General features: G+C 68.8%; 21 protein-coding genes, 1 other RNA gene and 1 pseudogene. 8 read left to right on the top strand and 15 right to left on the bottom strand.

Annotated elements, in window-relative coordinates; all coding sequences use genetic code 11:
- Positions 1-6: 6 nt before the first annotated feature.
- The 4 genes from ACIBH2_RS20645 to ACIBH2_RS20630 form a co-directional block, all read right to left on the bottom strand.
- Positions 7-1,377, bottom strand: a complete 1,371-nt coding sequence (locus tag ACIBH2_RS20645) for a lipase family protein (RefSeq protein WP_397119643.1) — start codon at positions 1,375-1,377, stop codon at positions 7-9.
- Positions 1,378-1,399: 22 nt separating this feature from the next.
- Entirely contained in the window at positions 1,400-4,036 is a 2,637-nt protein-coding gene (locus ACIBH2_RS20640) for a LuxR C-terminal-related transcriptional regulator (RefSeq protein ID WP_397119640.1), read from the bottom strand.
- Positions 4,037-4,196: 160 nt separating this feature from the next.
- Positions 4,197-5,138, bottom strand: a complete 942-nt coding sequence (locus tag ACIBH2_RS20635) for a hypothetical protein (protein ID WP_397119638.1) — start codon at positions 5,136-5,138, stop codon at positions 4,197-4,199.
- A 4-nt stretch (positions 5,139-5,142) separates the two neighbouring features.
- Complete coding sequence (locus ACIBH2_RS20630; protein WP_397119636.1) at positions 5,143-6,189, bottom strand: 3-oxoacyl-ACP synthase III family protein; 1,047 nt, start codon at positions 6,187-6,189, stop codon at positions 5,143-5,145.
- A gap of 506 nt (positions 6,190-6,695) precedes the next feature.
- On the opposite strand from ACIBH2_RS20630, the gene ACIBH2_RS20625 reads away from it, so the two are divergent.
- The 4 genes from ACIBH2_RS20625 (at position 6,696) to ACIBH2_RS20610 (ending at position 10,504) form a co-directional block, all read left to right on the top strand.
- A complete protein-coding gene (locus ACIBH2_RS20625; protein WP_397119634.1) occupies positions 6,696-8,360 on the top strand; it encodes a fatty acid CoA ligase family protein in 1,665 nt (554 codons plus the stop codon).
- A 10-nt stretch (positions 8,361-8,370) separates the two neighbouring features.
- Entirely contained in the window at positions 8,371-8,514 is a 144-nt protein-coding gene (locus ACIBH2_RS20620) for a hypothetical protein (RefSeq protein ID WP_397119631.1), read from the top strand.
- Positions 8,511-9,545: an NAD-dependent epimerase/dehydratase family protein gene (locus tag ACIBH2_RS20615; RefSeq protein WP_397119629.1), complete on the top strand. Its 1,035-nt coding sequence runs from the start codon at positions 8,511-8,513 to the stop codon at positions 9,543-9,545. Before ACIBH2_RS20620 ends, ACIBH2_RS20615 begins: the two co-directional genes overlap by 4 nt.
- A gap of 128 nt (positions 9,546-9,673) precedes the next feature.
- Complete coding sequence (locus ACIBH2_RS20610; protein ID WP_397119627.1) at positions 9,674-10,504, top strand: alpha/beta fold hydrolase; 831 nt, start codon at positions 9,674-9,676, stop codon at positions 10,502-10,504.
- Between the two features lie 10 nt (positions 10,505-10,514).
- Here the strand turns inward: ACIBH2_RS20610 and ACIBH2_RS20605 are convergent, their stop codons facing one another.
- The 4 genes from ACIBH2_RS20605 to rnpB all read right to left on the bottom strand — a co-directional run bounded on the left by ACIBH2_RS20605 (position 10,515) and on the right by rnpB (position 14,510).
- Positions 10,515-11,951, bottom strand: coding sequence for an RNB domain-containing ribonuclease (locus ACIBH2_RS20605; protein WP_397119625.1), 1,437 nt, complete (start codon positions 11,949-11,951; stop codon positions 10,515-10,517).
- A gap of 14 nt (positions 11,952-11,965) precedes the next feature.
- Complete coding sequence (locus ACIBH2_RS20600) at positions 11,966-12,298, bottom strand: hypothetical protein (RefSeq protein WP_397119623.1); 333 nt, start codon at positions 12,296-12,298, stop codon at positions 11,966-11,968.
- Positions 12,299-12,888: 590 nt separating this feature from the next.
- Positions 12,889-13,779, bottom strand: a complete 891-nt coding sequence (locus ACIBH2_RS20595) for a slipin family protein (RefSeq protein WP_397120929.1) — start codon at positions 13,777-13,779, stop codon at positions 12,889-12,891.
- A gap of 319 nt (positions 13,780-14,098) precedes the next feature.
- An RNA gene (gene rnpB, locus ACIBH2_RS20590) (RNase P RNA component class A) lies at positions 14,099-14,510 on the bottom strand.
- Positions 14,511-14,539: 29 nt separating this feature from the next.
- Between rnpB and ACIBH2_RS20585 the strand changes: the two genes are divergently transcribed.
- Entirely contained in the window at positions 14,540-15,427 is an 888-nt protein-coding gene (locus ACIBH2_RS20585) for an alpha/beta hydrolase (protein ID WP_397119621.1), read from the top strand.
- 201 nt (positions 15,428-15,628) lie between these two features.
- On the opposite strand, the gene ACIBH2_RS20580 is transcribed toward ACIBH2_RS20585, so the two are convergent.
- The 5 genes from ACIBH2_RS20580 to ACIBH2_RS20560 form a co-directional block, all read right to left on the bottom strand.
- Entirely contained in the window at positions 15,629-15,895 is a 267-nt protein-coding gene (locus ACIBH2_RS20580; RefSeq protein ID WP_397119619.1) for a DUF4235 domain-containing protein, read from the bottom strand.
- Between the two features lies 1 nt (position 15,896).
- Positions 15,897-16,277: a hypothetical protein gene (locus ACIBH2_RS20575; protein ID WP_397119617.1), complete on the bottom strand. Its 381-nt coding sequence runs from the start codon at positions 16,275-16,277 to the stop codon at positions 15,897-15,899.
- On the bottom strand, positions 16,258-17,271 hold the full coding sequence (locus ACIBH2_RS20570; protein ID WP_397119615.1) for a YihY/virulence factor BrkB family protein: 1,014 nt from the start codon (positions 17,269-17,271) through the stop codon (positions 16,258-16,260). Before ACIBH2_RS20570 ends, ACIBH2_RS20575 begins: the two co-directional genes overlap by 20 nt.
- A 263-nt stretch (positions 17,272-17,534) precedes the next feature.
- Positions 17,535-18,884: a bifunctional RNase H/acid phosphatase gene (locus ACIBH2_RS20565; RefSeq protein WP_397119613.1), complete on the bottom strand. Its 1,350-nt coding sequence runs from the start codon at positions 18,882-18,884 to the stop codon at positions 17,535-17,537.
- Positions 18,885-19,029: 145 nt separating this feature from the next.
- Positions 19,030-19,767 (bottom strand): zinc ribbon domain-containing protein, encoded by a 738-nt coding sequence (locus ACIBH2_RS20560; RefSeq protein ID WP_397119611.1) that lies wholly within the window; start codon positions 19,765-19,767, stop codon positions 19,030-19,032.
- A gap of 190 nt (positions 19,768-19,957) precedes the next feature.
- Between ACIBH2_RS20560 and ACIBH2_RS20555 the strand changes: the two genes are divergently transcribed.
- Positions 19,958-20,398, top strand: a complete 441-nt coding sequence (locus tag ACIBH2_RS20555; RefSeq protein WP_397119609.1) for an OsmC family protein — start codon at positions 19,958-19,960, stop codon at positions 20,396-20,398.
- 18 nt (positions 20,399-20,416) lie between these two features.
- On the opposite strand, the gene ACIBH2_RS20550 is transcribed toward ACIBH2_RS20555, so the two are convergent.
- Together ACIBH2_RS20550 and ACIBH2_RS20545 are read right to left on the bottom strand one after the other, a co-directional pair.
- A complete protein-coding gene (locus tag ACIBH2_RS20550; protein ID WP_397119607.1) occupies positions 20,417-21,547 on the bottom strand; it encodes a Nif3-like dinuclear metal center hexameric protein in 1,131 nt (376 codons plus the stop codon).
- 82 nt (positions 21,548-21,629) lie between these two features.
- A pseudogene (locus tag ACIBH2_RS20545) lies at positions 21,630-22,271 on the bottom strand (aminotransferase class I/II-fold pyridoxal phosphate-dependent enzyme); the annotation flags it as partial.
- Positions 22,272-23,263: 992 nt separating this feature from the next.
- On the opposite strand from ACIBH2_RS20545, the gene ACIBH2_RS20540 reads away from it, so the two are divergent.
- Both ACIBH2_RS20540 and ACIBH2_RS20535 read left to right on the top strand, forming a co-directional pair.
- The gene (locus ACIBH2_RS20540; protein WP_397119605.1) at positions 23,264-23,761 is read left to right on the top strand and encodes a low molecular weight protein-tyrosine-phosphatase; all 498 of its coding nucleotides are present in this window, start codon (positions 23,264-23,266) and stop codon (positions 23,759-23,761) included.
- A 19-nt stretch (positions 23,762-23,780) separates the two neighbouring features.
- On the top strand, positions 23,781-24,650 hold the full coding sequence (locus ACIBH2_RS20535) for an SURF1 family protein (protein ID WP_397120927.1): 870 nt from the start codon (positions 23,781-23,783) through the stop codon (positions 24,648-24,650).
- Positions 24,651-24,791 lie beyond the last annotated feature (141 nt).

The raw sequence follows: 24,791 nt of genomic DNA, 5'->3' as shown, positions 1-24,791 counted from the left end.
CCGCGGTCAGCGCCGGTCGGCCGCGCTGGTCGGTAGTACGGGCACGGCGGTCACGGACTCGGTTTCCCGCGATCGCTCGGATGTCGAGGTGATCGGGCTCCGCGTGACGGCGTGGAGCAGGGTTCGTACCAGGCCCAGATACCCGCGCGCGGCGTGTGGCGAGAAGGCCAGGGATAGCACGGTTTTCGTCTCCCCGGCCGGTAGCGGTCGATCGGCGAAGCGGTCGGCGAGCCAGTTCTCCAGCAGCGGTGCGGCGAGCAGGCCGAGGGTGACGTGGCCGCCGAGCCGGTCGCGCAGGTAGCGGACGTGGGTTCCGGCGGCGCGGTAGCGCGCGACCAGTCGATCGACATTGCGTACCGGGATGATCAGGTCGTGGACCGCTTGGACGGTGAGCACCGGGAAGCTCGGCGGGTGCGCGCCGGGTTGGATATCGGTGAGCACCGCCCGCACGTCCGGGTGTTCCCGCAGGGCGGCGAGTGCGCCGCCCTCCAGATCGTCCACCCGAGATCTGCTGCCGCGCAGCACTATCGGAATGGTGGTGCTGGTACCGGCGCGATCCAACAGTGCCAGGGACGCGGCATCGAGGTGCTCGGCGAGGCTGCGGTCCAGGTCCGGATACGCGCGGCGCAATCCGGCCAGGCACAGCGCCGCCAGCCCGCCGAAGCTGGAGCCGTTGAGCCGGTAGAAGGTGGTCTCCAGATCGCCGACCGGGGACCCGGCGGCCGCGGCGAGGATGCGCAGTTCGGGGGCGTAGGCGGCGGCGGTCTCGGCCGCCCAGATGGTGGCCAGGCCGCCGCCGGAGTAGCCCCACAGCGCCACCGGGGTGTCGGGTGGGCGGCCGAGGAAGTCCAGGGTGGCGCGCAGGCCGTCGAGGGTGCGGTACCCGGGTTCGCGTGGTGTGCCGAAACGTCCGGCGGTGCCGACGTGGTCGGGGACCGATATCGCCCAGCCTCGGGTCAGCGCGTGCGCTATGAGGATCAGTTCGAACTGCGGGATCGAGCCCCAGGCTCGTGCGCCGCGTCGGAACGCGTAGGAGGGCAGGCAGCACGAGGCGACGGCGTCGATGGCGCATTGGTAGGACACCACCGGTCGCGGTTCGGTGGGGTCGGCGTCCCACGGCAGCAGGAGGGTGGTGACGGTCGCCTCCGCGTGGCCGTGCATATCGCTGCTGCGAAACAGCAGCTGCCAGGCGGAGATTCGCTGCGGTATGACGCCCAGCAGCGCCACTTCGACCGGCCGCGAACGCAGTAGCGTTCCCGGTGCGCGGCGGCGCAGGCCGCGCGGCGCCCGGTAGAACGGATCGTCCTCGGGCAGTGGCGGTTCGCTCGGTTCGATCTCGGTGACCGCTCGCGGTTCACCGACGGTGTGCACGCTCATGCCGACCCCTTTCGAACGGTTGTCAACTCACGGCGGATCGAGTGGACTCCACGTATGCGGCCAGGACGAACCGCAGTTCACCGCGGCGGGCGACCGAAAGCTTGCGATACACCTTGGTGAGGTGTTGTTCCACCGTGCTGGTGGTGATGGCGAGGGCGGCGGCGATATCGCGATTGCGCTGGCCGAGGGCGGCGAGTTCGGCGACGCGGCGTTCGGCCGGGCTGAGTGTCTCGAAGGCGGTGGGGGCCGGGCGAACCCGGGGAATCGGCAGGGTCTCCGGCGGGGTGCGGTCACCGCGTAGTCGCCGCAGCAGTAGTTGCGCGTCGCACTGCTCGGCGAGGCGGATGGCGTCGCGCAGCAGTGGCCGGGCGCGATCGGCGTCGCCGATGGCGCGGTAGGCGCGACCCAGATCGCCTTGTGCGGCAGCCAATTCCAGGTCGCTGTCCCCGGCGCGGGCCGCCGCGACCGATCGGCGCAGCAGACTCACGCGACGGTGCGGATCGCTGGTGGCCGCGAGCAGCCGCAGTGAAACTCCGCCGCTGCGATGGCCTTCCGCGCCGCCGATGAGGTCCAGATGCATACTCGCGAAGGCGCGCGCCTCGCGCGCCCGGCCCCCGGAGAGGTACGCGGTCGCCACATGGTTGCGCCACGGCTCGAGCCACGCGTAGTCCATTCCCCACTGTCGCATGAGGTTTCCGCACTGGCGGAAGTAGCGCAGCGCCTCGTCGGGCCGCCCGGTGGCCAGGCAGTGTTCACCGTAGGCGGTCGAATAGCCCAGTGCGAAGCGGGAATCGAACAGGGCGCGGGGCACTGGCCGTCGCAGCTGCGCGGCGGCTTCCGCGTGTTTGCCCTGCATGGTCAGGGCGCGCACCAGTACCGCGATCGGCCGTCCCACCCACACCCCGAGATGGTCGGCGGGCACCGAATTCAAGGCGAGTACGGCGTTCTCGGCGGCCTCCCCCAGATTTCCTTTGCGCAACAGCGTCTCCGCCCGCGCGGCCGCGAAGATCGACCGCCACGTCGGCGCGTGCCGCGCCTGCGCCTCCGCCAACAGCGATGTGCACCACGCCTCCGCCGAATCCAGACGGTCCGTGTGAATCAAACAGTCCACCGCCGCGACCAGGGGCTCCACGGTCGTCAACGACAGCCGATGCGCCGCCAACAACCGCTGCGCCGCCGCCCCGATCTCCTCCGACGGCCGCTGCGTCAACAGCGCCCCGAGCAGTCCACCGGCCCGCCAATGCGGCGACTCCCCCTCCCCTTCGAGCCCCACCCGTCGAGTGAACAGCCCCCGATGCCGCTCCACGTGGGTCGGATGCGTGTACCGCAACCAGGCACACAGAAACCCAACCAGCCCGTCGACATCGTCGCTCCGCGAATTCAGCCCGCCCGCCGAGACCCCGGCCTGGTGCGGCCGGAACACGATCTCGCTCCCCTGCGAGCGCGGAGCAGTCGCACCACCGCGGACGCTCTCACGCGCGCCGGAAGACGCACCCGGCCTGTCCTCGTGCGATTGCTCAGAGAACGGAACTGCGCGCCGGTCCGAGACTGGCGCGGCACCGTTCTCGCGCGTGCCGCGGGCGGCCGCCACGCCACCGTTGCGCGCGGCGGAGCTCCCCTCTTCCACATCACGCGGATGCGAACCGGCCGCACCGGCGTGGGCGGCCCCGTGCGGCACGGCGGGCGCACTCGGCTCGTCTCGGCGCGCTTCGAGCGGAGTCGCGGTGCTCACTCCGTGCCGGTTCGAAGCACTCGCGCCGCCGCCGACACCCGGGTTCGGGCCGCCCGCGCGACTCACCGTCTTCGTCTCCCGGTCCAGACGGCTCAGGGCCCGGTCCGCGTGTTGAGCGCAGCCGTGCCACAGCAGGTACAGCGCTGCCGCCGGGAGTTCGGATGGTGCGACCAGACCGGCATTGACCGCTGCTTTCAAGCGGCCGAAGTTTCTGGTTCGGCTGGAGGGGTTGGCGCGCCAGTCGACGGCGACGAGGCGGGTGGCGATCGTCGCGCGGTCGCGGGCTCGGGCGGTGCCGCGGTAGGCGAGTTCGAAATATTTTCCCGCCCAAGCCAATTGGTCCTCGGCGATCGCGTCGTCGGCGGCCGTGAGGAGGGTACGCGTCGCCCAGGAGGGGCTGGCGTCTCCGGCCGCGACGAGATGGGGTGCGATGACGGCGGGTGGGAAACCGTCGCCGTGCAAGGTGTGCGCCGCGCGTCGGTGCAGGTCTCGCCGCTCGGTATCCGGCAGGTCGCCCAGGAGGCGCGCGGCGACCGCGGGGTCGGCGCGGAGAGAGTCGTCGAACAGACCCGTGGACTCGAACTCCGCTATGGCACTGGCTATTTCGGCGAGGGTGCACGCTTGGCGACCGCTGTCCGCCGTCTCAGGTGCCCCTGTACCGACCTGGGCGTACACCGGTGGCGTAGAGGTGCTCGTGGTGCCGCCGACCGCTCCCGCGTGGCCCACAGTGGCGGCAGGGTCGGCGCCGGTCGTCTCGGCGGTACCGAGGATGGCCCGCACCCGGTCCGCCGTGGCGGCGGGGCCGAGTACCGCCACCGCGCGGGCGATGCGCACCCGCGCGGGGTCGGTTCCCAGCAGTTCCGCCACGGCGTCGTAATCGTCGTCCGGTCGACGCGCTCGCGTGCGCGGTTCGCCGACTACCGACATATGTTTCCGGTCTCGCTTGGCCGTCCGCTGCATACTCCGGTCCCTTCATCGATCGGATGCGCCCGACCGGGGATGGCACGGCGAGCTGTGTGCTGGAGCGGCATCGTTGCAGCGGAGGCCGCCGAATGGCGGCCGAATTCAGCCGGGTGCATGAATGAGGTTACCCGCCAAGGTGATTGGCATGCATCTCGACGGCGGTACCCGAGGTGGTGAGGGGTTGGGGGCGGTAGGCCAGGCAGGCGGCCGAGCTGTCGTCGACCCCCAGGAAGACGACCGTGCGGGCCTCGTCGAGCAGACCCGAGGATCGCGCGCTCACGTACGCGTGGATCGGCGCGGCGCTGTAAGGGTCACCCACCGCCGGATCGACCCCGGCTACGGCCGCCGACGGCACGCCGAGCCGGTACGCCAGACGCTCCCGGAAGCCGGGAATCGGTGCGGGCGCGAGCAATACCGCCGCGCCGGTGGCGAAGTCGCCGCTGTCGATCCCCTCCTCGGCGAGACACTCCCGCACCACCCGTTCGGCCGCGCCGAGCGGATCCCCGAACCCTCCGCTCACCGAGATGGCGTTGCGCCCACCGGTTCCGGCCGCCTCCAGATTCACCCAGGCCGACGGCGGGACGGAATCCATGCGCTCGACGGTGTGCGGCGGGCCGAATCCCCCTGCCGCACCGTCGGATCGCAGCAGTAGGGCCGCGCCCGTCGCGGCGTACGGAAAGTCCTCGCGGTCGCGCTCCAGCGACGGATGCGTATCCCCCGCCACCACGATCGCGTACTCCACCTCGCCCGGGGCCAGGAAACACCGCGCCGCCATGAGCGCGTGCACCACCCCCGTGCCGCCGTTCATGAGGTCGAAAGAGAACGCGGGCACCCTCCCGGTGGCGTACTCCAGCCCCACCTCGAGCCGCTTCTGAATCAGCGCCGCCACAGCGGGTTCGGAGATATTGAAGTCCCGGAACACCCCGGCATTGATCACCAGGCCGATCCGGTCGGGCGAGACCCCCGCCTGTTCCAGACAGGACCGTCCGGCGCGGGTGGCCAGTTCGAAGTAGCTCGCGGTATCGGCGTCGGTGCACACCGCCGCCGCGACAATCGCCGTGCTCATGGGTTCACGCCTCCAATCGGGTGATGGTCGCGGCGAGTTGTCCGGAGACCACCCCGGACGCCTCCGGCACCAGCAGCACCTTGGAACCCTTGGGAATCCGCTGCCGCGCGAGGTGTTCGTGCAGTACCAGGAAATGCGAGGTCGACGCGGTATTGCCGAATTCGTCGTAGATATTGAGCGCCTGCGGCATCGGGGTGTCGAAGTGCCGTTCGGTGAGCTGGCTCATGTACTCGATGGCCGGACCGCTGAACTGGTGGTGAATCCAGTAGTCGTATTTCTCGCTCTCCCAGGTTCTTCCGGTCTCCTTCAGGAAATCGTCCATCCGGCTGATGCCCTGCTGGAAGCGGGATTCGCTGGCGAGTGCGCGATTGTCGGTGTACATGGCGATACCGGTGGTCTTCTCACTCGGCATGCCCAGGCAGTGTTCGGCCCCCGCCGAGGTGGTCATGAGCTCGATGTAGTGGATTTCGTCGTGGTCGTCGCCGCGCCCGTCCACCACCACCGCCACCGCCGCGTCGCCCACGGTGAGCGCCGCGAACTGCGGATCGTAGGGCTGACTGATCTCCCGGGCCGCGGTCTGCGCGATGGGCGTGATCTGCTCGCCGCTGACGACCAGGCCATTGCGCACCACCCCGGCCTTGATCATGCGGTCCAGCAGCAGCACGCCGGTGACCATGCCCGCGCAGGCATTGGACAGGTCGAAGTGCAGCGCCCGGTCCGCGCCGATGGCATTGCGCAGCATGAGCGCGAAAGCCGGTGCATAGCAGAAATATTCGGTTCCGCGGAAGCGCGTGATGGAGACATTGATGATCACATCGAGGTCCGCGGCCGTGTAGTCGGAGTGCGCGAGGCAGTCGTCGATCGCCCGCAGCGCCAACTCGAACGAGGATTCGTAATTCTCCGGATCGGCATTGTGCACACGCCGGTTCTTGATTCCGGTAATACGCTCCAGATCCAATGCCCTGGGCACGGATAGACTGGCGATCACGTCCTCGGTGGAGCGGACGGTGCTGGGTGTGTACGCGCCGAGCGATTCGAAACGGGTACGCATAGCCCCCTACTCTCTGGAATGGTGTAGCGAGTTCGGTCGAATTCTGGTGCGGCGATTCGCATTCGGATCACTATCCGAAGCCGCCGTCGTTATCCAGTAGCCCCGATGCCGATTCGAACGGTACCAGTACCCACCGGTAGCCACCTGCCTCATACGCATCGCCGATCACACTGGCAACAGCGATGTTTCACTATGGCTTCGACGGAAAAGCAAGGTGGGCAGCGGTATTGCGAACCGAGCGCGGAACCGACCCTAGGGGTTGGAGTAGGGGTTCCGGAGGAACTTGTTGCGGTACCGCGATTCACACCAAACCTATTGTGCCGCAATGGATAGCGCTTCGCTTCGACGCTGGCGAGCCCGCAATGGGTGGGGTAGCCTCGCCGTACTGCTCGTCGTATTCAGCGACGAATTCAGGGGGCAGTAGACATTTCCATCCGCCGTTTCCGCGCTCGCGATACCGCTCGTGGTCCATTTGTCGTGCGCGCGAAATTCAACGAGGTGATGCCATGACCGCCGCGACCTACTGGCGCGCGCTCGACCGATTCCGCGATATCGTCGCCGCCCATCCCGATCGGGAGGCGGTGATACACGCCGACGGCAGGGCCGCCACGGGCCTGCCGGAGTACCGACAGCTGACCTATCGCGAACTCGACGACTGGTCCGATGCCCTCGCGGAGAACTTCCTCGCGGCGGGGCTGACGCCGGGTACGCGCTGCATCGTGCTGGTGCGGCCCGGGCCCGAGCTCTACGCGGTGCTGTACGGGCTGTTCAAAATCGGTGCGGTGCCGGTGGTCATCGATCCCGGGATGGGTTTGTTCAAAATGCTGCGCTGCCTCTCGGCCGCGGATGCCGAGGCCTTCGTCGCAGTGCCGGAGGCGCAGGCGGTGCGGATCGTCTTCCGCGCCTACTTCCGCAAGATCCGGCTGGCGGTGACGGTCGGCCGCGGCTTCTGGCGCGGGCCGACGCTGGAGAGCTGGGGGCGCCAACCGACCGCGCCACTTCCGGATCGAGAGCCCGCGCCCGATGACGAACCCCTGCTCATCGGCTACACCACCGGGAGCACCGGACCGGCCAAGGCGGTGGTGCTCACGCACGGCAATCTCAGCGCCATGATCGACCAGGTGGACGACGCCCGCGAACACGTCGCACCCGGCACCTCGCTCATTACCGCGCCGGTGGCCGGAATTCTGGAACTGCTGCTCGGATCTCGGTGTGTACTACCGCCTTTGATCCCGTCCAAGGTGGGCGCGACCGATCCGGCGCATGTGGTGGACGCGGTGCGGCGCTTCGGCGTCGAGACCATGTTCGCCTCACCGGCCGTGCTGATTCCGCTGCTGCGCCACATTCAGGAGCACGAGGTCGAGCTGCCGTCACTGCGGAGCATCTACTCCGGCGGTGCGCCCGTACCGGATTGGTGTATCGCGGCGCTGCGGGAGGCGCTGCCCGACCAGGCGCGGGTGTACTCGGGCTACGGGGCCACCGAGGCGCTGCCCATGGCCACCATCGAATCGCGGGAACTCCTGGGCGATCTCGTCGAACAGGCGCATCGCGGCGAGGGTGTGTGCGTGGGCCGACCCGCGCTGGGTGTGCGGGCACGTGTCATCGCCATCACCGATGATCCGCTGCCCACTTGGCTCGATGTGGACGAGCGCGCGGAGGAGCTCGCCGGTACGCGGTGGATCGGCGAGCTCGTGGTCTCGGGGCCGAATGTCAGCACCCGCTATCTGTGGCCCGAGTCCGCCAATTCGCTCGGCAAGATCACCGACGGCGACCGGATCTGGCACCGCACCGGCGATCTGGCGCGCATCGACAGCGACGGGCGAATCTGGTTCTGCGGGCGCAAGAGTCAGCGTGTGGAGACCGCCGACGGGCCCATGTTCACCGTGCAGGTGGAGCAGATCTTCAATATCGTGGACGGTGTGGCCCGCACCGCGTTGGTCGGGGTCGGCGAGCGCGGGGCGCAGCGGCCGGTGCTGTGCGTCGAACTCGAGGCCGGGGCCGACGGACAGGCGGTCGAAATCCAGCTGCGCAAGCGCGCCTCCGAATTCGAGATCGCCTCGCCCATCGACGATTTCCTCGTCCACCCGGGCTTCCCGGTGGATATCCGCCACAACGCCAAGATCGGCCGGGAGAAGTTGGCGGTCTGGGCCGCAAAGCACATCGACGCGTAGGAGGCGGACGATGAGAAACGCTGTAGCGCAATCGATCACGATATTCGCCCGCGTGCCCATGGTGGTCGGTCTGGCATCCCTCGCGCGGGTCACCGTCGCCATGGCGGCGGACGAGGTCGCGAGTCGCAGGCACAACGAACAGGAGTCCCGGTGAAGGCGTTGGTGACAGGGGCTTCCGGGTTCCTGGGTGGTGCGCTGGTCCGTCGCCTGGTGCGCGACGGTGAGTACGAGGTGGCGATTCTGGTGCGGCCCACCAGTCGGCTGCGCGATATCGCGGAGGTCCTCGACCGGGTGGAGGTGATCACCGGCGATCTCGGCGATACCGCGTCGCTGGAGCGGGCGGTCGCGGGCGTGGATATCGTCTTCCACAGTGCCGCACGGGTGGACGAGCGCGGTAGCCGCGAACAGTTCTGGGCGGAGAACGTCACCGCCACCGCGCGCCTGCTGTCGGCGGCACGGGCCCAGGGCGCGCGGCGGTTCGTCTTCGTCTCCAGTCCGAGCGCGCTCATGGACCGCGATGGCGGCGACCAGGTGGATATCGACGAATCGGCGCCGTATCCGACGCGCTATCTGAATCACTACTGCGAGACCAAGGCCGCCGCCGAACGGCTCGTAGTGAACGCCGACACCGCGGATTTCACCACATGCGCGCTGCGGCCGCGGGCGATCTGGGGTGCGGGCGATCGGTCCGGGCCGATCGTGCGGCTGTTGAGCCGGGCGGCGGCGGGCTCGCTGCCGGACCTGTCCTGCGGCCGCGAGGTGTACGCCTCGCTGTGCCATGTCGAGAATATCGTCGAGGCCTGCGTCAAGGCGGCTGTCGCCGAGAATGTCGGCGGCAAGGCGTATTTCATCGCCGATGCCGGACAGACCAATGTGTGGCGGTTCCTCGGCCAGGTCGCCGAGGACCTCGGATACCGTCGGCCCACCCGGAGACTGCCGCCGCGTCTGGTGTGGCTGTTGGTGGAGCTAATCGAAAACCTCAGGCGCGTACCGTATCTGGCCGCACGCTGGTCACCGCCGCTGTCGCGGTATTCGGTGGCCGTGCTGACCCGGACGGGAACCTACGACATCGGGGCCGCGCGGCGCGATCTCGAATACCGGCCCGTCGTGGACCGCGATACCGGCATGGCCGAATTGAAGATATGGCTGCGCGGTGGGGCGGTGATATCCGAAACCTCGCGCTGACCAGCGCATCGGGCGCTCTCGAATCAACCTTGTGTGACGTGCGGTACCAGCTAGCATGGATTGCATGACCGAGGCCGGGGTATCTCCCCGGCTGAAGCCGCACCGCTACTCAATGAGGAGAGCGCCCGATGCCGGTGTTCGATTACCACGGCGTATCCGTCGCCTACGACCATGCCGGAACGGGCGATCCGATCTTGTTCCTGCACAATATCGGTGGTGAGCGGCGTATTTGGCGGGAGCAGATGCGCGCGCTGGCGGCCACGCACAGCGTGTACGCACTCGATTTGATGGGGTACGGCGGCTCCGACATTCCCGCCAGCGGCTACACGGTCGACAACTACGTGCGGATGGTGGGCGAGTTCGTCACCGCTCACGGGCTCGATGGCGTCACGCTGGTGGGGAACTGTTTCGGCAGCGCGTTGTCGCTGCTGTACGCGCAGCGGGAGCCGCGCGGAGTGCGTGCGCTCGTGCTGTGCAATCCGTTGACCTCGGCGACCTTGCGGCCCACACCGACCGGTCGGACCCAACGGTTGGCCCAGCGCCTCCCGCTCGACCGGGTGGCCAGCGGGATTCGCCTGCCCGATGTGGCGGCCGGTTGGCTGATTCGCGAGCAGCTCGGCCCGCGCGGGCGCGAGATGACCCGCGACAGCTTCACCGACTTCGAACGGCGCTGGGCCGAACCGCGCCGTCTGCTGCCCGCCGCGGCCATCTCCCGCGACCTGCATCGACTCGCCGCGCTCGACGACTTCCGTCCGGGGCCGAATTTCCCGCCCATCACCACGATCTGGGGCGCGCGGAATCGGATTCTCTCGGCGCAGGCCGGTGCGCGTCTCAACGAGACCCTGAACCCGGTGCGCCGCATCGTCTTACCGGACTGCGGTCATCTGCTCATGGTCGAGGATCCGGAGACCGTCACCGCGGCGATCCGCTCGGCCTCGAGCGCGGCCATCGCCAGCTGATCGCGCGGCCTCAGCGGTCGGCCCGATACTCGAACAGCACCGTGCGGGTGGCTGGATCCGCGTCGGTGAGGCGCACACTCACGCGTGTGCCTTCCGGCGGTCCGCCCGTGCACTTGGACAGCACCGGCGGGTCCGCGACGAAGATCTCGGCGGGGCGGGTGCCATTGGCCTCGCGCAGCACCACCGCGTCGAAATCCGTTCCGACCCTGGATTTCAGGAGGGTCGACTCGGTGAGGTCGATACAGGCGCGTTCGAGTTTGCCCGCCACGGCGTCGCTGCGGCGCATGGATTCCGCCGCCGCGTCGAGGCCCTCGCGCACCCAGGTGGGCACGCCGGTTCCGGCGCAGTGCGCCAGGCAGATCTCGGTGGCGTAGCGGTCGGAGAGGCGGCGCAGCGGGGCGGTGACATGAGCGTAGTGCGCGCCGATGGCGCTGTGCCGCAAGGTTTCCGGGTCCTGACTGTCGAGGACGGTGTAGGACGCGCCGCGCAGCAGGCCGGTGGCCTCGGACATGAGGACCAGGGCGGCGGGGGTGTTCGCGTCGAGTCCGGCGAGCATGCGGCCCACCGATTCGTCCGGCGGCCAGGCCACGCCGACCGCGGCGGCGGTGCGGCGCATGGACTCCACCGCGCTGGCCTGCGGCGGCGGAATGGTGCGCAGCAGGCCGAGTCGTTCGGATCCGGTGCCGTCCAACATGATTCGGGCCGCGCACATACCGGTGAGCAGCGAGACCTGTTCGTTCCAGTCGTCGGCGGCGGTGCGCGGTTCGATCACCAGCTGCCAGTGGTCGTCGGTGTTGTCGACGCGGATCACGCTCTGCGAGGGCAGGCGCAGCGAGATGGCTCCGCGCTCGATTCCGGCGTCGATGCGCAGGCGGCCGAATTCGGGCAGCGCGGCGATGGCGGGTGGCAGGCGGTCCGCGTCGGCGGCGGCCTGGACGGTGGCGTAGTCGAGCCGGGCGCGGGAGCGCACCAGGGCGCGCGTCACCGAATATCGGACGGGCTCGGCTTTGTCGTCGCATTCGATGGTCCACAGCGCGGCGGGGCGATCCACCTCGGGCAGCAGACTGGACCGGTCCTCCGACAGCACCGCCGGATGCAGCGGCACCGTGCCGTCGGGCAGGTAGAAGGTTTGACCGCGCACCAGGGATTCGCGGGTAAGTGCGCCATCGGGCGCGACGACGGCCGCGACATCGGCGATGGCGTACTGGAGCAGGAAGCCCGTGGGGGTCTTCTCGAGATACAGCGCCTGGTCGAGATCCATGGCGCCGGGGGGATCGATCGTGACGAGGGGAATGTCGGTGCGATCGATCCGAGTACCCGCGAACGCGTCCACCGCGTCGCGGGCCTCCGAGACGGCCTCGGCGGGATAGGCCGAGGCCAGCCCGAATTCGGTTCGGACGGCACCGAAATCGACCGGTGCCGACACGATCCTCTGATGTAGTTCCACCGGGGAGGCAGACCCTACTGCAGGGCCAACATGGTGCCGTTCAACTGATCGAACGGACCGAATACGGTGAAGACGACGCGCCCTTGCGGATACTGCGTCGACAGCTGCGCCGCGGAATCCAGTGCCTGCCCGAACGAGGCGGCAGACGGGTGCGGCAGACCGGCGAGGGTCTGCCCGAAGTGATTGCTGGCCACCCACTGGGTGTCAGCCGGGCTGAGGTCGACCTGCACCCCACCCGGCAGCGGGGTGACGGCCACCGCGGAGGCGGAGCCGGAACCCATCATGGCCAGTACACCAGCCGCACCGGCGATCAGCGCACCGGTGACCAGCTTGCGAGCAATTCGCATATAGACGAAACCTGCTTTCCGACGTTTGTTGATGCCCTGTGCCCATTGCTACCCGCGCAATGGAACTTTCCAACGCGCAACACTTTATGAGATCAGTCACGTTCCCGGCTAGTTCTGTTCATAACGACCGGTAGACACGCCGTGCCGCGCCGGGTCCAGGGTGCCATGGTCTCGGCGCGGCCGCGCTGTAGGGTTGCCGTCGCGTTCGCCAGCCGCGGGAATGGGGCGGACGTGAAACCGCCACAAAGCGATTCGAGGAGTCCCTTACCGCATGTCGATGATCCTGTTCGATCACCTGATGCCGTTGCTCGGACCCGACCAGGCAAGCTACTGGGCGCATTTGCTCGCCATTCGGCCGTACTGACCGGAATAGCGGCTCGACCTGCGGCGACGCCTCTCTTCGGAGGGTCGCCGCAGGTGTCCGCGGGCCGATCGCGGGAGTGCGCGGATCGGCGGAATCAATACCTAATCGCTATTTCTTCCCCGGATGCCGTCCGGGAGGGCGAGGGTCAGGAATCGCAACAGGTAGGCGAGGCCGAACAGCGCCAGGATCGCCACCAGCGGGATGAATACCGACATCGACTTGTTCCTCACTGCTTGTCGTCGGTCGCGCCGTTTCTCGGCGTGGTGTCGGAGGGCGGAGTCGTGGCGGGGAGGTGGTCGATGGTGTCGTCGTCTGCGCGTGCGGGGCTCGGGTCAGGCTGCCGCGCTTCCGCTTTCACGGTGCCGCTCTCCAGGAAGCGCAGCAGTTCGACCGGGAAGGGCAGAACCAGGGTCGAATTCTTCTCCGCCGCAACCTGAACGACGGTCTCCAGCAGCCGCAGCTGTAGGGCCGCCGGGGCCTGGGACATGCGCGCGGCCGCCTCGGTCAGCTTGTAGGAAGCCTGCAATTCGCCGTCGGCGGAGATCACCCGGGCCCGCCGCTCCCGCTCGGCCTCGGCCTGCCGCGACATGGAGCGCTTCATCTGATCGGGCAGTGCCACATCCTTGATCTCCACCCGATCGATATGCACGCCCCATCCCAGCGCCGGATTGTCGATCATCAATTCCAGGCCCTTGTTGAGCTGTTCGCGATTGGACAGCAGATCGTCGAGATCGCTCTTACCGATAATCGACCGCAGCGAAGTCTGCGCCACCTGCGCCACCGCGAACAGATAATCCTGCACCTCGACCACGGCCCGCAGCGGATCGATCACCCGGAAATACACCACCGCGTCGACTCGAACGGTCACATTGTCGCGAGTGATCCCCTCCTGCGCCGGAACCGGCATGGTCACCACCTGCATGGAAACCTTCCGCATCCGATCCATCCCCGGCACCAGCATCCGCAACCCGGGCTCCCGCACCGCCCGCACCCGCCCGAACCGAAAAACAATCCCCCGCTCGTACTGCGTCACCACCCGAACCGAATAGTTCACCGCCAGCCCGGCCACCACGGCCACCCCGACGAGACAAGTGAGCAACAGAATCAAAACGCTCATGACGAACTCCGCGAATACCGCGTCCCACCACAGGCATCCGCCCGCGATCACCTCCATCATCGCACCGTGCCACCGCGCCGACCACCCCCGCGAAACAGCGATTTCCCCTGCGCCAGTGCGGCAGCGACGACCCCGGAACGTCCAGCGGCCGTGGACCCCGATCGTCTCTCCTGGGCATCGAGCCCCGGATTCATCGCGGGACCAAGCTGCACGGCGATGAGGGCGGTTCGGCGGCTGCCCGCTCGAGGTCGGAGGGGCGCGTTTCCGAGGTGGGGGGTTCGGGGACGAAGCCCCTGAGAGTAGGGCTGACCGTTCGGGGCGGACGAGTCGGTCTGTAAGCCGGATCCTGTCCCTGGTCGAGACCAGGGGGCGGTCATCCATCTGGACACACCGTTGCCGGGTGCCTCGAGCAGTCCACCCGCAGGCTCGGGCGAGCAGCCCTCGAACGCCTGCGCAGTCGCACTCTCGCCGAGAGTCCGACCTTCGACCTTGCTCCGGGCGGGGTTTACCTAGCCGTGCCGGTCACCCGGCGCGCTGGTGCGCTCTTACCGCACCGTTTCACCCTTACCCACACTGCTGTGTGGGCGGTTTCTTTTCTGTGGCACTGTCCCGCGGGTCACCCCGGGTTGCCGTTAGCAACCGCCCTGCTCTGTGGAGTCCGGACTTTCCTCGGCGCAGGGCGGCGACACAACCGTGTCCGTTCCCTTCGCCGCGACCGCCCGACCGACTCGTCCGCGCCACCAGGGTACGGTAATGCGCCATGGAGCGTGTCGAGGTGGGGTTCGATTCGGAAGGCCAGCGGTGTGCCGCATGGCTGTATCTCCCGGATGGGCCGCCGAAACCGCGTCCGCTGGTCGTCATGGGGCACGGGCTGGGCGCGGATCGGGAGATGGGGTTGGATCGCTATGCGCGTCGCTTCGCCGCCGCCGGAATGGGCGTGCTGGCCTTCGACTACCGGCATTTCGGGGCGTCCGAGGGCGCACCGCGCCAGCTGATCAATATCGCGCGCCAACGCGCCGACTGGCGTTCGGCCATCGCCTACGCCCGCACCCTGCGCGGCTTCGACGCCACCCGAATCGCGCTGTGGGGCAGTTCCTTCGGCGGGGGTCACGTGCTGTCGGTCGCGCCGGAGGACGATTACCTCGCGGGTGTGGTGGCGCAGTGCCCGTTCACCAGCGGCTGGGCCTCGGCCATGGCGAAGGGCCCGATCAGCCTCACCAAGACCGGCACGGTCGCCGTCACCGATCTGCTCATCGGCCCGATTCGCCGCAAGCCCATCGGGGTTCGCCTGGCGGGCCGCAAACACTCCGCGGCCCTCATGAGCGCCGCCGACGTCCCCGCGGGCTTCGGCCGCCTCGCCGAGGAGAGCACCGTCTACCGCTCGAAAGTGGCCGCCCGCGTAGGTCTCTCGGCCCTCTTCGACGCACCCGCCAAGCGGGTCAAGGACATCAAGGTCCCCGTCCTCTACGCCGTCTGCGACAACGACTCGGTCGCCCCGCCCGCGCCGACCCTCAAGGCCGCCGCCCGCACCAAACACGCGGTGGTCAAGCAGTATCCGATCGGCCACTTCGACATCTACTTCGACGACTGGTTCGAGAAGGCCGTCTACGACCAGACGGAATTCCTCACCGCCGTCCTGCGTCCATAGCGGACGGCGGGGGCGGTGTCACCCCGCCCGCGGCCTCCGACGCGCCCCGCGGCCCGGACCACCAAAGGGACTCCGCATGCCAACGTCCCCAGCGGCCGACAACTCCTCGGCCTCAACGGCACACCGACCGCGGCCACGACGCGCCAATGGCACTCAACCGACAACCATTGAGCGAGCGAGGTGCCCTGACCGGCGGACTGGCTAGCGCTCGTCGGGCCAAGTGCCGGTGAGGGATTCGTATCCGGTCGCGCTGGCGCGGTCGAGGGCGGCCTTCACCAGGCCGAAGATCGCGCCTTGGATGGCGGCGGCCACCAGGACCTCGCGCCAGGTGTAGTCCTTGGCGGTCGCCGTGGGAGCCTCCTCCTCGCCGGTGGCGGCCTGCCAGATGCGGCGGAAGGCGGCGTTGGCGGCCAGCCCGCCCAGGACGCTGACACTCAGCGAGAGGGGTTGGTAGGGGAGCTTTTTCATATCAGGCTTGCCTCCGCAGTCGCCACAGGATGATGACGAACGCCGCAACCGCCGCGAACAGCGCCAGCGGGACGGGCCGCCGTTGGGCGGAATCCGCGCCCTCCAGCAGCTTCTCCGAGGACTTGGCGTCCGCGCGCTCGGCGAGATGGCGGGCGCGCGCCTTGGCCTCGCCGCGCGCCGCCTCGGCTTTGCGCTCGGTGCGATGCCGAGCCCGATCGGCCTTGGTCTGCGCGAGATGCTTTGTGCGTTCGGCCTTCTCCTGGACCAGGTGGCGCGCCTCCTCCGCCTTCTCCTGCGCTACCTGGCGGGCCTCGTCGGCCCGGCGGCGCGCGGTATCGGCGATTTCCTGAATGGTGCTCTGGTCACTTCTGCGTCTGTTCATCGGTCTTCCTTTCCTCTTCGGTATGGTCCCCACCCGCGAAAATCCTTGGGCCGTCGTCGGGTTCGTCGCGCGGCGGCAGGAACGGCTCCTCGTGCGGCGGCAGGCCCTGTTCGATGCTGCGTTCCCGCGTCAGCTCGGCATTGAATTCCGCTCCCAACAGCACCGCGATATTGGTGATCCACAGCCACACCAGGAACACCACCACGCCCGCCAGTGAGCCGTAGGTCTTGTTGTAGGAGCTGAAATTGCTGACGTAGACGGTGAATCCGGCCGAGGCGATCACCCACACCACGACCGCCAGCACACTGCCCGGACTCAGCCACCGGAAGCCGGGCTGCCTGGCATTCGGTGCGGCCCAATACAACAGCGCGAACACCAGGCTGATCAGGATCGCCAGCACCGGCCACTTGGCGATACCCCACACCGTGACCGCCGCGTCCCCCAACCCGAGCCAGCCGCCGACCCGGTCCGCGACCGCGCCGGTCACCACCACCCCCGTGACCGCGATGGCGAGCAGCATCATCATGAGCGCCGTCAACCCGAGCCGCACCGGCAGCAATTTCCACAGCGGCCGCCCCTCCCGCATCTCGTACAGCGAGTTGACCGCCCGCATGAACGCCCCGATATATCCGGACGCCGTCCACAACGCCACCAGCACACCGACAATGGCGAGCGGACCCGCCACAGGCCGCGACCCCTGCAACTCCTCGATGGCCCCCACCACCAGATCGGTCCCACTCCCCGGCCCGATCTGTCGCACGGTGTCGATCAACGACCGCGTCGGCTCCGGCCCCATCAACGCCAACCCCGAGGTGAGCACGAGCAGCCCCGGAAAGATCGACAGCACGCTGTAATAAGTAAGCGCCGCAGCCCAATCCAGCACATTGTCGTCCCGGAACTCCCCCACGGTGCGCTTCAACACCGCCCACCACGAGCGCCGACTCAAATCCGTGGGCCCCACCGGCGACCCACTCCCCACCGCGGCCTCAGCCATAACGTCACCTCCGACGCCGCCGAATTACCCGCCCCACCAACCCACAAACGCTCCCACCCCCGGCACGCGCCCCAAGCCCACGAGGGGGAACTCGTGGCGGTGACCACTCGCACAACGCCGCCACGCATTCCCCCTGATCGCACGCCCAGGTTTGGGTGGGCGGCCGCACTCCGAAGGTTCCAACTCGTCGACCAGGTACTGGTGGCGGCGGCCTCTCGCATGTTGCCGCCACCAGTACCTGGTGAGCGTTCGTCCAGACTGGGTTAGAGGTACGAGGTGTCGTTGACGAGGCGGACGGAGGAGCCGCCGTCGGGGAAGAACTCGGCGATGGAGAGGGCGGCTAGGTCGAGGTGGAGGCGGTAGAGGAGGGAGGGGCCTACGCCCAGGGCTAGTTGGAGAAGGGTTTTGATGGGGGTTACGTGGCTTACGACAAGGACATTCGCGCCTGGGTAGCGGGCTACGAGGTCGCGGCGGACCGATTCGATGCGTTCGCGGACTTGGTCGAAGCTTTCGCCGCCGGGGGCCGGGAGCGACGGGTCGCCGAGCCAGCGGGAGTGCAGTTCGGGGTCGCGTTCGCGCGCTTCCAGGAAGGTGAGGCCTTCCCAGTCGCCGAAGTCGGTCTCGATGAGCCCGTCCATGATTCGCACCGGAATACCCAGGGCTTGTCCGGCCGCCTCCGCGGTCTCGCGCGCCCGCCCCAGGGGCGACGACACGATCGCCGCGATCTCCCCCTTGCCCGCAAGCATTTTCGCGGCCCGCGCCGCCTGCTCCCGCCCCAGCGCGGTCAACGGCGGATTGCCCCGCCCCGAATACCGCCGCAGCACGGAGAGTTCCGTCTGCCCGTGCCGCAGCAACAGCAGCCGAGTCGGTCGCCCGACCGCCCCGGTCCACCCGGGAGCCGCCTGCGCAGGTCGATCCGCGCCGCCGTGCGTCTCCGCGGTGGCCCCCGACGAATCGGATTCGGCGGCAGCGGTTGTCACCTCGCCCGGCGCAGCGGTACCGGCCGGACCCCCTTCCGCCGCGCCGACCTGAGCTCCGCCAACGGCACCGGACTCGGCTCGGCCGAACCCCGTGCCCGGCTCGGCGGCACTGTGCTCGGTCGGATCCGATCCGGCCGCGCCGACACCAACCGCGGCGGAGCCCTTTGCACGCGAGGGGTTTTCATCATCGTCGGGCGAGTCGGCCAGGGCGGTGCGGACCTCGCTCACGAGGTCGCCGTCGTCCATGGCCTCGTTGGCCAGTCGGTCGGCGTGGGAGTTCTCCGCGCGGGGGATCCAGGTGAAGCTCACGCGGTCGAAGCCCGCGATCAGCTGCCGGGCTCGCTCGGCGAGCGGGATCATGGCGGCATGTTTGATCTTCCACCGGCCGGAGAGCTGCTCGACCACGAGTTTAGAGTCCATGCGGGCGTCGACCTCGGTCGCGCCGAGTTCGGCGGCGGCTTCCAAACCCGCTATGAGGCCACGGTATTCGGCGACATTGTTGGTGGTGACGCCGAGGAACTCACGCCGTTCGGCGAGTACTCGCCCGTGCGCCGCATCCCAGACGACCGCGCCGTAACCGGCCGGACCCGGGTTACCCCGCGATCCGCCGTCGGCCTCGATGATCACTTTCACCGCAGCTCACCCTTCGCACTGGCCGGACACTTCGGCCGCCCCTGAATTCCGATAGGTACCGCACCGAATCCACCTGTGCGGCAGTGGATTTCCGTCGCATGGACCGACGAGTGCCGGGCCACGCCGGTGTATTCGGTGCGTCCGCTCACAGCCCGGATTGCTTGGTGCGCACCATGATCGCGCCGCATTCGGGGCAGCGGACCACGACGTCGGGGGCGGTTTTGGCAATGCGCGCGATCTCGCCGCGGTCGATCTCGATGCGGCAGGCTCCGCAGCGGCGGGCCTGGAGCAGGGCCGCGCCGACGCCATTGGCGCCGCGCTGCTTCTCGTAGGTGGCGAGCAGTTCGCTCGGAAAGCGACCAGCCAGGGCGGCGCGGTCGGAATCGCAGCGCTGCTGAGCGACATCGAGGTCTTTGAGTGCCTCGTCACGGCGGCGCTGCGCCTCGGCGAGCTGCGTTTCGGCGTGATCGAGATTGGCACCGGCGTGATCGTGGTCGGCGTCGGCGGCCTCGCGGCGCTCCATGACCTCGATGAGGTCGTCCTCGAGCACCTTGCGGCGGCGCTCCAGGCTGCCCAGCTCGTGCTGTAGCTCCGATAGCTGCTTCGCGCCGATGGATCCGCCGGTGAGCAGCCCGCGGTCGCGCTCCTCGCGCTTGCGCACGGCGTCGATCTCGCCCTCGAGTTTGCGGATATCGCGGTCCAGGTCGTCGATGAGGATCTCGACCTTCACCGCCGCGTCCTTGCGCGCCGTGCGCTCCGCCTCGAGCTGCCGCACCTCCTGCTCCTCGGGCAGCACCTTGCGGCGGTGCTCGATCCGGGTCAGCTCGGCGTCGACCGCGGCGAGATCGAGCAGCTTGGCTTGGATCGATGGTTCGACATTCAACGCGGAGGCTCTCCTGGACGCTATGGACAGTTCAAGACTCCCTACCGTACTCCGCCGCGACCCCCGCTTTCGCCAACCGGGGTTCTAGCTGCGCGGATGCGAACGCGCGACCGTGACCCCGGTCACCGCGCCGGTCAGCGGTGTGGAATCGGACTGGGCACGGGGCGCGTCGATCGGACACACTCGCGGTATGAGCGAGCACAGGTACGAAGTGGAAGTGGTGTGGTCGGGGCAGACCACCGATTACCGGTCCTACAGCCGCGATCACGAGCTGCTCACGGCGGGGCGACCGCCCATTCTCGCCACCGCCGACCCGAAATTCCGCGGCGACGAGTCGCGCTGGAATCCGGAGCAGTTGCTGGTCGCGTCGCTGTCGGATTGCCACATGCTCTGGTATCTGCATCTGTGCGCGAGCGCCGGGGTGGTGGTCACGTCATACCGGGACAGCGCCGTGGGTGTCATGGATGACGAGCGGTTCCAGACGGTCACGCTGCGGCCGCACATCACCATTACCGATCCGGCCAAGATCGACACCGCCGTGGGCCTGCACAAGGAGGCCCACAGCAAGTGCTTCATCGCCAATTCGGTGAACTTCCCGGTCACGCACGAGCCGACGGTGGTCGCGGAATAGCCTGTCCCGCAGAGAGTCTCAGCAATCGGCGGCACCGAGGGTCCACGGGTCGGTGCGAATCGTGGACACTCGGGTCGCCACCTCGGGCAAGGCGGCGCGGACGACGCCTTGCGCCTGTGCGCACCAAGGGAATTCGGTGGCCCAGTGGGCGGCGTCGATCAGTGCCGGGCCGCCCGCGCGCAGGTGCTCGTCGGCGGGGTGATGGCGCAGGTCGGCGGTGACGTAGGCGTCGACGCCGAGGCGGGCGACGGTTCCGAGGAAGGAGTCGCCCGCTCCGCCGCAGACGGCGACGGTGCGGATGACGCGCTCGGGATCTCCGGCGGCGCGCACGCCCCAGGTGGTGGCGGGGAGGGTGGCGCGCACACGAGCGGTGAACTCCCGCAACGTTTTCGGTGTGGCGAGCTCACCGACTCGGCCGATACCGAGTCCGGAGGGGAGCTTGGCGCGCTCGGTGACGTGGAAGGCCGGTTCCTCGTACGGGTGGGCCGCGCGCAGGGCGTCGAGCAGCGCTGGGCGCGCGGCGGGCGCGGCGATCATCTCGAGGCGGTCCTCTTCGACAATGTGCAGCTCGTTCACGGTGCCGAGCGCGGGCGCGGACCCCTGCACGGGCCGGAACTGTCCGATCCCGGGCACCGACCAGCTCGCGTCGCGATACTTGCCGGTCGCACCGGCTCCCGCCGCGAACAGCGCCGTGCGCACCTGTTCGGTATGTGCGCGCGGCACCATCACGACCCATTCGTCCACCGCGCCAAGGGGTTTCGGGTCGAGCGGGCCGGTGACGGTCAATCCGATGGTGTGCGCCAACGCATCCGACACTCCGGGATCGGCGGAGTCCGCATTGGTGTGCGCCGTGAACAGCGCGCACCCGGAACGGATGAGCCGGTGCAGCAGAGCGCCTTTCGGGGTATCCGCCGCCACGGTGTCGACACCGCGCAGCAGCAGCGGATGGTGCACCACCAGCGCCTGCGCGCCCCACTCGATCGCCTCGTCCACCACAGCGGCCGTGGCGTCGACGGCGAACATCACCTTCGCGACCGTGTCATCCGGGTCGCCGCAGACCAGCCCGACCGAATCCCAGGACTCGGCCAGCCGTGGCGGATACGCCGCATCCAGCACTCCGATGAGATCCGCCAACCGCACCGCCGTCACCACAAACCTCCATTCAGAGTCGTTGTGCTCCACAGCTCGCCCGCCGGTCGCGGGCCGCCGATCCGATTCTCCCGCCGAGGGTTCACAGGCCGACCTCCCGGATGGCGGCGACCAGACGGTCGACCTCCGCGGCCGGTCGGACGGCCAAGCGCAGGTGCCCGGCGTCCAGCCCCGGAAAGGTATCACCCCGGCGCACGGCGATCCCCTTGTCCGCCAACCGTTTCCGCAGCAACTCGGCGTCGGGTACACGAATCAGCACGAATGGCCCCGCGGCGGGTTCGCGCACCTCGATACCCAGTTCCCGCAGTCGAGGGATCATGGCGGCCCGATCGTCGGCGATGGACTCCGCTTTGCCCCGCGCCTCGGCGACGGCCCGCGGTTCAGCGGTAGCCGCGACGGCCTCCAATTGCAGTGTGCCCAAAGGCCAATGCGGCCGCCCGTGATTCAACCGCGCCAATACCTCCGGCGCACCGAGAAAGTACCCACACCGCAACCCCGCCAACGCCCAAGTCTTCGTGAGACTCCGCAACACCAGCACATCCGGAAAAGCCATGCGAGACAAGCTCTCCGACTCCCCCGCCACCGCGTCCATGAACGCCTCGTCCACCACCAACACCCGCCCCGGCCGCCGCAACCGCAGAATCATCTCGGCCGAGTGCAGCACCGACGTCGGATTCGTCGGATTCCCGATCACCACCAAATCGGCCTCCTCCGGCACCACGGACGCCCCCCACACCCGCTCGCCGGTCATCCCGTCAGCGGGCAACGGCAAGGCCGCGAGCTCGCCACCCGCACCAACCGCCCCTTCCCACCCACCAGCCAACTCCCCCGCTGCCAGCGGCGAAAGCGAAATCCCGGCAGCCGCCCCAGCCTCCCCGTCCGGCGCGCCAGCCAACTCCTCTGCGGCCAGCAGCGGAAGCGAAGTCTCGGCGGCCCCACCAGGCGTGACAGCGAATTCCACTGGCGTCAGCGACGATCCCGAAGTCTCGACGGCACCATCAGCCTCCCCACCACGCGCGCCAGCGAACTTCTCCGCTGCCAGTAGCGGAAGCGAAGTCTCGGCGGCCGCACCGAGTGCATCCCGCTTCGCGGCAGGATCCACGGGTGCGTGCGACCGCACACCTTCCAGCCCAGACTTCTCGTCTCGGGGAGGGGTCGCGTGGTGCGCGGATGGCTGCGCCGGATCCCATGTCACCCGCGAGTCGAGCGTGTAGGGCGGTTCCAGCAGCACGCGCACGACCGGGACACCGGCTTCCCGCAGCGCCAGCTCGGGTTCCGTGAACGAGGGGTGGATCAGCGCTGCCAGCCGCGAGCCCAGTCGGGGCAGCATGGCGAAACCCTCGGCGGCTCCAGCCAACAGCAGTACTTCGTCCGCGCGCCGTCCGTGTCGAGCCGCCACCGCCGCCCGGGCGGCCGCTTCCTCGCCCGCGTCCGGATATCGACCTAGTTCGCTCAACCGGGCGGACAGCCGCTCCCGCAACCACTCCGGCGGGCCGTTGCCCTGCACATTCACCGCGAAATCGAGCATTCCGGGGCGCACCTCGACGTCGCCGTGGTGCCGCAATTTCGCGTGGTCGACGGCGATCGCGGCCTGCACGTCGACCCCCGCCGCGACTGGTTCTCGGGTCGCGGCGGTCTCGGGTTCGCGGTGGCGCGCGGTGTCCTTCGGCACAGCCACACACCCTACGTGGCAGGGCAGTAGGTGGACCCGACAGAATGGCTGTCGTGGGCGAGCTGCATGTGACCTTCATCTGCACCGGCAATATCTGTCGGTCGCCGATGGCCGAGAAGATCTTCGCGGCGCATCTGGAACGCGCGGGTCTGGCGGACCGGGTGCGGGTGAGCAGTGCCGGTACCGGCAGCTGGCATGTCGGGGACGACGCCGATCCGCGCACCACCGAGGAGTTGCGGCGGCACGGGTATCCGGTCGGGCATGTGGCCGCCGTGATCGGGGACGATCACCGCGACGCGGATCTGCTGGTGGCCCTGGACACCTCGCACGAGCGGGCCTTGGCGCGCATGGGTGTGCCCTCGGATCGGCGACAGCTGTTGCGCGCCTTCGACCCGGACGCCACCGGGCGCGACGTGCCCGATCCGTACTACGGCGACCACAGCGACTTCGAACTGGTCCGCACCCAGATCGAGGCGGCGATGCCCGGGCTGCTCGACTGGGTGCGCGAACAGCTCGGCGAACCCGCCCGGGGTCGAGGGTGAAGGAGACGGCATGAACGTGCTGCGGCGGATCAGTTTCCTGCTGCGACCCAGCTGGCTGATTCTTGCGGTGGTGGTGGCCGGTTTCGCCTATATGTGCTTCACGGTGCTCGCACCCTGGCAGCTCGGCAAGAACACCAGCACCTCGCACCGCAATCAGCAGATCGCCGACTCCGTGGACGCCGCTCCGGTGGATGTCACCACCATGCTGAACGGCACCCCCGCGACGGATACCGAATGGCGGCACGTCACCGCCAATGGCAGCTACGTCCCCGACTCCACCCTGCTGGTGCGGCTGCGGCATCTCGACGGCGCACCGGCCTTCGGCGTCCTCGCCGCCTTCCGCCTCGACGACGGCCGTATCCTGCTCGTGGACCGAGGCATGATCGCCGCCGTCGACGGCACCCGCCCGCCGCAGATCCCCGACCCGCCGACCGGCCCGCAACATCTCGAAGCGCGCGTACGCGGCTCGGAGGGCATCGCGGCCGATAAACCGCCCATGACCGAAAACGGCTACCGCCAGGTGTATTCCATCGACACCGGGCAGGAGGCGACGGTCCTCGGCCTACCCCTGACCTCGATCCCCACCGACGGCCGCGGCGGCTACCTCCAGCTCGCCGCCGACCAACCGGGAGCCTTCACCCCGGTGCCCCTACCCCAACTCGACGCCGGACCATACCTGTCCTACGGCCTGCAATGGCTCGCCTTCGGCATCATGGCCCCGCTCGGGCTCGGGTATTTCGTATGGGCGGAACTGCGCGCCCGGCGACGGGAGAGCGCGGCCGGTGCGACCGGAGAAGCCGCGGCAACCGAAGCACCGGTCGTCGAGCGGGAGACCCCCGCCCAGACCACCGAGGCTCGGCTGGCGGACCGCTACGGCCGGGGGCGCTGAGACCACTACCCGGCGGGAGTTGCGCCGGGCAGCAGGCGCGATACCGTCCCCCACTTCTGGGATAACGGGCACGACGATTTCACCCACCCGCCCGAGGGTCGCGGGCGGCATCGAATGCGATGCGCGGTCTAGGCGGACCAC

It is taken from the genome of Nocardia sp. NPDC050406 (assembly GCF_044459025.1).
Taxonomy (GTDB): Bacteria; Actinomycetota; Actinomycetes; order Mycobacteriales; family Mycobacteriaceae; genus Nocardia.
The sequence above is the reverse complement of the archived record's forward strand: the minus strand, read 5'-3'. Positions and strand labels throughout refer to the sequence as shown.

Coding starts and splice junctions, on each gene's coding strand:
- ACIBH2_RS20585 (WP_397119621.1), top strand. CDS start 14,540: ATGGAGCGTGTCGAGGTGGGGTTCGATTCGGAAGGCCAGCGGTGTGCC.
- ACIBH2_RS20570 (WP_397119615.1), bottom strand. CDS start 17,271: ATGGCTGAGGCCGCGGTGGGGAGTGGGTCGCCGGTGGGGCCCACGGAT.
- ACIBH2_RS20640 (WP_397119640.1), bottom strand. CDS start 4,036: ATGTCGGTAGTCGGCGAACCGCGCACGCGAGCGCGTCGACCGGACGAC.
- ACIBH2_RS20540 (WP_397119605.1), top strand. CDS start 23,264: ATGGCTGTCGTGGGCGAGCTGCATGTGACCTTCATCTGCACCGGCAAT.
- ACIBH2_RS20575 (WP_397119617.1), bottom strand. CDS start 16,277: ATGAACAGACGCAGAAGTGACCAGAGCACCATTCAGGAAATCGCCGAT.
- ACIBH2_RS20645 (WP_397119643.1), bottom strand. CDS start 1,377: ATGAGCGTGCACACCGTCGGTGAACCGCGAGCGGTCACCGAGATCGAA.
- ACIBH2_RS20580 (WP_397119619.1), bottom strand. CDS start 15,895: ATGAAAAAGCTCCCCTACCAACCCCTCTCGCTGAGTGTCAGCGTCCTG.
- ACIBH2_RS20610 (WP_397119627.1), top strand. CDS start 9,674: ATGCCGGTGTTCGATTACCACGGCGTATCCGTCGCCTACGACCATGCC.
- ACIBH2_RS20625 (WP_397119634.1), top strand. CDS start 6,696: ATGACCGCCGCGACCTACTGGCGCGCGCTCGACCGATTCCGCGATATC.
- ACIBH2_RS20630 (WP_397119636.1), bottom strand. CDS start 6,189: ATGCGTACCCGTTTCGAATCGCTCGGCGCGTACACACCCAGCACCGTC.
- ACIBH2_RS20595 (WP_397120929.1), bottom strand. CDS start 13,779: ATGAGCGTTTTGATTCTGTTGCTCACTTGTCTCGTCGGGGTGGCCGTG.
- ACIBH2_RS20635 (WP_397119638.1), bottom strand. CDS start 5,138: ATGAGCACGGCGATTGTCGCGGCGGCGGTGTGCACCGACGCCGATACC.
- ACIBH2_RS20555 (WP_397119609.1), top strand. CDS start 19,958: ATGAGCGAGCACAGGTACGAAGTGGAAGTGGTGTGGTCGGGGCAGACC.
- ACIBH2_RS20620 (WP_397119631.1), top strand. CDS start 8,371: ATGAGAAACGCTGTAGCGCAATCGATCACGATATTCGCCCGCGTGCCC.
- ACIBH2_RS20600 (WP_397119623.1), bottom strand. CDS start 12,298: ATGCGAATTGCTCGCAAGCTGGTCACCGGTGCGCTGATCGCCGGTGCG.